The sequence below is a fragment of the Trinickia symbiotica genome (assembly GCF_002934455.1).
Taxonomy (GTDB): Bacteria; Pseudomonadota; Gammaproteobacteria; order Burkholderiales; family Burkholderiaceae; genus Trinickia; species Trinickia symbiotica.
Map to the genome: position 1 here is coordinate 1 of NZ_PTIR01000047.1, position 7105 is coordinate 7105.

Annotated in this window: 6 protein-coding genes; all 6 read right to left on the reverse strand. The window is 59.5% G+C overall.

The genetic code is table 11. The features are described 5' to 3' along the window. Nucleotides 1–1067 precede the first annotated feature (1067 nt). Nucleotides 1068–1946: an isocitrate lyase/PEP mutase family protein gene (locus B0G57_RS30485; RefSeq protein WP_020566324.1), complete on the reverse strand. Its 879-nt coding sequence runs from the start codon at nucleotides 1944–1946 to the stop codon at nucleotides 1068–1070. Nucleotides 1947–2035: 89 nt separating this feature from the next. Then, complete coding sequence (locus B0G57_RS30490; protein ID WP_018441877.1) at nucleotides 2036–3124, reverse strand: mandelate racemase/muconate lactonizing enzyme family protein; 1089 nt, start codon at nucleotides 3122–3124, stop codon at nucleotides 2036–2038. 363 nt (nucleotides 3125–3487) lie between these two features. Further along, nucleotides 3488–4231: a TetR/AcrR family transcriptional regulator gene (locus B0G57_RS30495; protein ID WP_223258724.1), complete on the reverse strand. Its 744-nt coding sequence runs from the start codon at nucleotides 4229–4231 to the stop codon at nucleotides 3488–3490. 95 nt (nucleotides 4232–4326) lie between these two features. After that, nucleotides 4327–4941, reverse strand: coding sequence for a TetR/AcrR family transcriptional regulator (locus B0G57_RS30500; RefSeq protein WP_199189663.1), 615 nt, complete (start codon nucleotides 4939–4941; stop codon nucleotides 4327–4329). A 203-nt stretch (nucleotides 4942–5144) separates the two neighbouring features. Continuing rightward, nucleotides 5145–5432 carry a DUF1330 domain-containing protein gene (locus B0G57_RS30505; RefSeq protein WP_018441874.1) on the reverse strand — a complete coding sequence of 96 codons (288 nt, stop codon included), beginning with the start codon at nucleotides 5430–5432 and terminating at the stop codon, nucleotides 5145–5147. Between the two features lie 99 nt (nucleotides 5433–5531). Beyond that, on the reverse strand, nucleotides 5532–6974 hold the full coding sequence (locus B0G57_RS30510; RefSeq protein ID WP_051090071.1) for an MmgE/PrpD family protein: 1443 nt from the start codon (nucleotides 6972–6974) through the stop codon (nucleotides 5532–5534). Between the last annotated feature and the right edge of the window lie 131 nt (nucleotides 6975–7105).

Consider the following 7105-nt stretch of genomic DNA (forward strand, 5'->3'; position numbering starts at 1 on the left):
GTCGCGTCGGGTTGCGGGTGCTCAGGGCGGCGTTGAACAGTTCGAGCCATCGCGATGCGATTTGGCTCGCCTGCTGGACTGCTGTGCTTGGCATGCTCGTCATGTGTCGATGTCCTGTTCGTGTGATCGTGCAACGATACGTAGCGTAGCGTTACGATAGTTCAAAAGAGGCGGCAATGCAATACGAAGAGTATGCAAGCGAGGAATGTACGGGCAGGTCGCGGTCGCGCACACTGCATCATTGTGATGCGGCTGGGGAGTGACCGATGGTGGCGGGGGAGTGATGGTTGGAACAGACGCGGGAACTGGGGCGATAACCAAGACCGGGGGGCTGGCAGTCGCTTGCTGCTTGACCCGGTGAAACGATGTGGGGCGTTTTTAAATGCTTTGGTTCAGATTCTCAATGAGAACCTCTCGGCGTTGCGCCGAGCGTCGAGGCGGTCTAAATTGCTTTGGAGCATTCCGCCGGTATTCGCTGCGTTCTGTCGGTCCTGACTCCAGCGGACCCTGCATGTACCGAAGAACTATTTTGGAAGCTCTTGGCATCGCCGTGGCGTGGGGTGGAACGGCGCAGCTCGCTCGAGCTGCAGCTTGCGATAAGTGATGGTAGTGCGCGCAGAGCACGTCTCGGTGTTCGATACTCATCGCGGATACCGGGGCCCATGTCGGTGCGCGCAATACCGCCTCATGAAAGCTCGAATTTGAATCTTGGCCTGGACCTTATACTGCCTGCAGCGTAGCATCAGCTGAACTCAAGCAAAGGCTGATGATGGTCTAACCAGTCATAGACGCGGGTGGAATTCGGCCATGTTCGACGAGCGTTAGCTCTATGCGAAGCATAGAGGTTGTCTTGCTCCAAGGCGTTAGCTTGGAACGTTGAAAATTCTTCGTCAATGGGGCCACAGCTTGCCCCCTCATTGCTTGCGCTGCTCATAACTGCCCCTTGGTCAATGCGGCTGTCGGTTGCCGAGGTTGATAAAAAGCGTGAACCCCTGCTCGAAACAGAAATCAATTCGCGTTGGATCCATCCTGTATTGCCTGTGCCGGGCTGGTGTTCTCTGTGTTCTTCATTCTTGTGGAATGAACCGGCCCGCCTGTGCGTCATATTCGGCATATCCGAGCATCCCGTGTAGTTCGGCGGTCGGCAGTGCGCTTTCAGCCGCGGCGGCGCCTGATGCCAATGCTGTGATCCCCGCTTTCATGCCGGCTGCTGCAGGCGAAAGCAGGGCGGTTGGATAGGCTCCGATCTTTACACCAAGTTTTTCGGCTTCGGTACGTGACGGAGTTGCTTTCTGCCTACCAGGCGACAGCGTTGCAAAGACGGGTTTCTTATTCGCGGCCTCGACGGTACGGCGAATGTCGCTTTCATCGGCGGGCGCGTCCAGAAAGAGAATGTCGGCGCCTTCTTCTGCGTACATTTCGATCCGGGCCAAGGCCTCGTCGATTCCCTGTGTGGGGCGGCAATCCGTACGCGCAAGAATCAATATCCCCGAATCCTTCGCGGCTTCGACAGCGGCACGAATCTTCATCCGCGCCTCGGCGCGAGGCAAGCAGTGTTTCCCTGACGAGGACAAGGCTCGAGGCGTGACCTTGTCCTCGATCAGAATGGCCGCGGCGCCGGCCCGGCCATAGGCACGCACGGTTCGCTGCACGTTCATGGCATTTCCGTACCCATGGTCGCCATCGACCACCACCAGCGTGCTGGGCGACGCGCCAATAACCATGTTGAACGAGTCGAAGACCTCCGCAAACGAGAGCAGATCGAGGTCTGGGCCGCCAAGCCGGCCAGCGGCAACGCACGACCCGGGAATGAAGGCAGTCTTGAATCCTGCGCCTGCGCTGATCTTCGCAGTCAACCCATCCCATACCCCGGGCATGACGATGAAGCCGGGCTCGGCGAGTAGCGCGCGTAGACGTTCAGGGGCGGATAAACCAGTCGTGGTCATTTTGCAGATTCCTTGCTTTTATTCACGATGCATGTCACGCCAGGTGCCAGCGTGTTGCAAGCATCGGCGGTTTGCTTAGTGCTCGTTGGTCAATTGACGGCATAGCGGTTGATCGCTTCGGGATCAAAGCTGAAGCCCCAACCCGCCCGGTCTGGAACGATAGCGTGCCCGTCCTGATCCAGTTCGACTCGCTCCCGGTAGATGGGCTCCAGCCACGGCATATGTTCGAGGTAATAGCCGCTAGGAAGCGTGGCCAATAACGGCAGGCTCATTTCCGTGAAAAGGTGGCTCGCACACGGAACGTTATGCGCCTCGCACAGATGCCCGGCCTTTAAGAACTCAGTCGGCCCCCCCATGCGCTGCAGGTCCGGCATGAGGATGTCGGCCGAGCGAGCCTGGAGCATTTCCAGAATGCCGCGATGCGTGTATACGGTTTCGCCCGATGCTATGGGTACGTCGAGTGCATCCGAGATCCGCGCTTCACCCGCGTGGTCGTGACAAGCCACCGGTTCCTCGAACCATGTCAAATTTAAGTCCTCCAGCATGCGCCCCATATGTATGGCTTGTTTGACAGTCATCTGCTGATTTGCATCAACCATGAGGCCAATGTCCGGACCGATCGCTTCGCGAATGGCGGCGACGCGCTCAAACATTCGCTTCGGGTCGGTGGGGCCGACTCGCGTCTTTACGGCGCGGAAGCCCCGCGCAACTAAGTCGGCCGCGTCTCTCTGCAATTGATCGATCGAGGATCCCAGCCATAGTGCGCCACTGGCATAGACAGGGACGGACGAGCGGCAGGCTCCGATCAGATGGGCGACATTTAGCCCGGCCGCCTTCGCACGAAGGTCCCACAACGCCCCATCCAATGCTGCGAGACCAATAATTGTCACGCCTTCGTAGCCTAGAAAGTTAAGATCTTTCCACGCGCGAGCGTTGAGCGTGCCGCCGAGACAAGGATCGAGACCAATGACTAGATCTTCGAGGTCGCGAATCATTTGATGGACTACGCCGAGTCGACGGTTGTTGAGCGTCAGCACCAGGCCCTCGCCGACGATGCCTTCGTCGGTATCGAGAAAAGTTAGGACGCAATCCGCTGATTTCACCGGCCGCGTGATGCCTTGAATGGGCGGGTCGATCGGCAGTTGGACGACTTTTGTACGCAGGCGGGTGATCTTCATCTCTTGATCGATAAGCAGGTCGGGAGCATCGAATTCGCAGCGCTCGGCCTAGGGCGTCGCGCCGTTGATGACGGGCAGCCCCGCCTATTCGACATATTCATATGAATAATGCGAACTCTGGCGTGTGCTGCACGTTACGGTCTATTTAGAAATGAAACGTATCGTTTCCTTTTTAGATTAAACTACCATGCGTAGAAGTGCAACAGGCAGTCCGGAGCAGACCCGAGGGCAGGCAGGCGGGTAGATGACTCTTTGCGTTGGCCGCGCGGCTTGCGCGCCAGGGAGGAGCATGGGCAAGCCCGGCCAACTGGGGGCCGGGCCCGACGAGGTTGCGGGATGATACTACTTTAAAGAGGCGTTCGATCAGGAGCCGCGGGATACTCGGTCGGGCCGCGCCTTGGTACCTTTAGTGCCAGTCCGCGACTGATCACCGTTTTTTATCTCAGGTGCCTGCGGCTTCAACCCCGCCAAAACAATGTCGGCGACGTCTTTCGTCCACGTTTTGTCCAATGTTCCATGACCGACCAGAAGACGGTAGAACACTGGCCCGTACAACGCATCGATGGCGGCCTCGAAGTCGATGTCGGCACGGAATTCCCCTGCATCAATACCGCGCTGAAGCACCTCGCGGACGGCCTGGCGCCGCTGGCGGACGTAGCTTTCGACGAAGGCCGCTGCAGCGACAGGGTCGCTGTTGCCAGCGGCGACCAAGTCTCGAACGACGCGCCCCGTCTTGCCGCTATAGACGGTCACGAGGCGGAGCATCTGCGACCGTATCGCGTTGGCCGCAGAGCCTGTGCTCGAAAAAGAAATCCGCGGCAGTGCAACAGACAGGAAAGCTGCGACAGCGAGTGACTCTCGGCTTGGCCACCAGCGATATATGGTTGTTTTAGCTGCCCCTGCTCGTGCCGCAACACCCTCTATCGTGAAGGCGGCCAGACCACCTTCCTCCAGAATTGCGTAGGCGGCTTCGAGGATAGCCACTCTCGCTTCGTCGCCCCGCGGGCGTCCGGGGCGACGGGCGGGAGGTTGGTCATCGACACTTTTTACGTTGGCAGTTGGCATAAAGAAAAGATACGGTTCGTCCACGACGACCAGATGATACACCTTGGCTCAATGGCTGCTGGCCCCATCCGGCGCGCGTTGTCCTAATCGAATCTCTCCTTGGGATAGATGCACAACATATCTTTGCTCGACGCGCGTCACGAACTGGGGATGGGACCGGCCGACAGCGGATCCAACGAGTTGGCGTTGAAATGTTCCTCGCCCGGTGCGCTGAAGGGGTCTGGCGTCAATCCGTCGAGAACCAGATCCGCGACACTCATTGTCCACGCTTTTTCTAGCGGCCCGTGACCTACGAGAAGTCTGTAGAACACGGGGCCATACAACGCGTCGATGGCGGCCTCCATGTCGATTTCGGCACGAAACTCGCCAGCGTCTATTCCGCGCTGGAGCACCTCGCGTACAGCTTGGCGTCGTTGTCGTACGTAGCTTTCGACAAATGCCGCAGCCGCAGTCGGGTCGCTGTTGCCCGCTGCAACGAGATCGCGAACGACACGCCCAGTTTTACCGCTATATACCGCCACGAGCCGCCGCATTTGCGATCGGATCGCGTTGGCTGCAGAGCCCGTGGTCGAAAAAGAGATACGAGGCAGCGCGACGGAGAGAAACGCAGCAACGGCGAGTGACTCGCGACTCGGCCACCAGCGGTAAATAGTCGTTTTGGCTGCGCCCGCCCGGGCCGCAACGCCTTCTATGGTGAAGCCAACTAGCCCACCTTCCTCCAGCACGGCATAAGCCGCTTCAAGGATGGCCACTCTGGCTTCGTCGCCGCGCGGGCGGCCGCGTCTGCGGACCGCCGGCTGGCTGTCACCGCTTCTTGGGTTCGCGTTGGGCATTGGTAAGAACAGGTTCGTTTCAAAGCGGCACGTGGCGCGTGCCGACACTTTGACTCGGATTCCGCCCCGTCACCCCTTGTGTCGCCCACGATGGGCGATTGCGGTTCGCATCACAACAGGGTTCAGAGACCGTCGACCAGCAGCAGACGTGCGTCCGCCGCTGCTTGGCGCATCTTGAGGCCCGGTGCGTACTCAGGCGAACTGTGCCACCGACGCGCTTGCTCTGCGGACGCGAACTCGATAATCACGACGCGAGGTTTCGCCGGTTCCCCTTCGAGCGCTTCGGCAACGCCGCCTCGTGCAATAAATTTTCCGCCGTAAATCTTCAAAGCCTCCGCCGCAATAGGGAGATAGCTCTCGTAAGCGGCGCGGTCTTTTACTTCGACTTCGGCAACGACGTAGGCACTCATTTTTCCTCCTTCCGTGATTCACAAAAATACGATTTCCCGCCACGGTGCATTCGGTGATTCATTCGCGGCACGTGTTCCCGACGCAGCCCGTCCCGCCAGTCAGGAGAGCGCTCCCAGACGCCCGATGTTTCCGGCGTCCAGGCTTTCAGGCAGCAGCCAGCAAGACTGCAGCAGCGTATCCACGCTTTCATCGCTCAAACGATGGCTCGCCAGAAGTCGGAATTTGGCGGACAGTTCCTCGTTGGTCATTGGACGTTCAAGACTGCCGGTCGTCTGCGTCACGTTGCTGTGGAGAACCGTGCCGTCATTCAGCGACACACGAACTCGAGCTTGACCGCTTGCGAGAGCGGGGTCCACTTTCGCATTCATGACGGACTGCAGCCTGCGGATTTCGGGGTCGGCAATCGCCGCCGCATTTCCCTCATCGAGTCCTGCCTGTCCCCTGGCCAACGCCGCGGCCGCCCAGTGGAACAGACTAACCTGCGCTTCGAGTTCGGTGGTAGGCAGCTTGCGCCAGCAAAGGAAGAGGGCGTCGGCATGCACGTCAAGTTCGATTTGGGCGATAGCATTGGATGAACCGGCACGTCTTGCGATGTCCAGGCATCCGTCGATGCTCGGGTGAATGACGATTCCGCAAGGGTACGGCTTGTAGGCATTGCCCAGCAGTTCGAACTGAATACCGAGATCGCGATAAATCACGGTCGGATCGGCGTCGGGGGCCAGTACCGGGAGCAGGCCGTTTCGGCCTTCGATTACTTTGTCGCCGCATGTGAATCCAGCCATCGCAAGCTGTGCTGCGGCGAGCCCATTTCTAGCCGCAAAGGCGGGAACGAACGCAACTGCCATACTACCGTGCGTCGCTCTCAAGCCGGCGGCTTGACTGGCGGCAAGCCCCAATGCCGTGATGAACTCTGCATGCGACGCGCCCAGCAACAACGCGGCCGCGGCCGCGGCCCCGATCCCGCCAGATACCCCGGTGATATACCATCCCTGACTAGCTCCGGAGCCCGGCGCCGTGATCGCGGCGCTGATCCGACATTCGATCTCGATGCCAATTGCGAGCGCGCGAAGGAACTCTTGACCCGAGACCTGTCGGGTCTGAGCTACCGACAGGATCGCGGCTGCGACAGGCCCAGTCGGATGGGTGATGGTGCTGAGATGGGTGTCGTCAAATGTATCGGCTGCGGAGGTGAGGCAGTTCGCCAGTGCGGCGTCAGCCGCTTGCAGCCTTTCCCGTCGTCCTAGCACCGGCGTCGTGCCGGCGCCGGACATCCTCAGAAGCCCATTGATCGCCGCATCGGCTGAAGCTGTCCGCGCGCCGCCCACAGCGCAAGCGACCCAATTGACGAAGGTCCGGACAGACTCGCTTTGGACGACCTTGGGCAGATCGTCCCAGCGGGTTCCAAATGCGAACTCCGCCGAGCGCGACGAGATCGCTGGCTCAGCGTCGGAACTAGCCGAGTTTGTCTTATTTGTCATCGCTTTCCTCGGACGGAACACAGGAACTTCGGTTGAGTCAATTGGCAATAATTCCTCACTCATGGGCTCCAGGGTTCATGGGCAGAAGGCCGATTAGCCGATGTTGTAAAGCTTCGCGACGTTATCGTGGACGATTTTGCGTCGGGTGGTGGGGGACAGAGCTGCGAGGTTCTTCTCGAGCATGGCGCGCGATT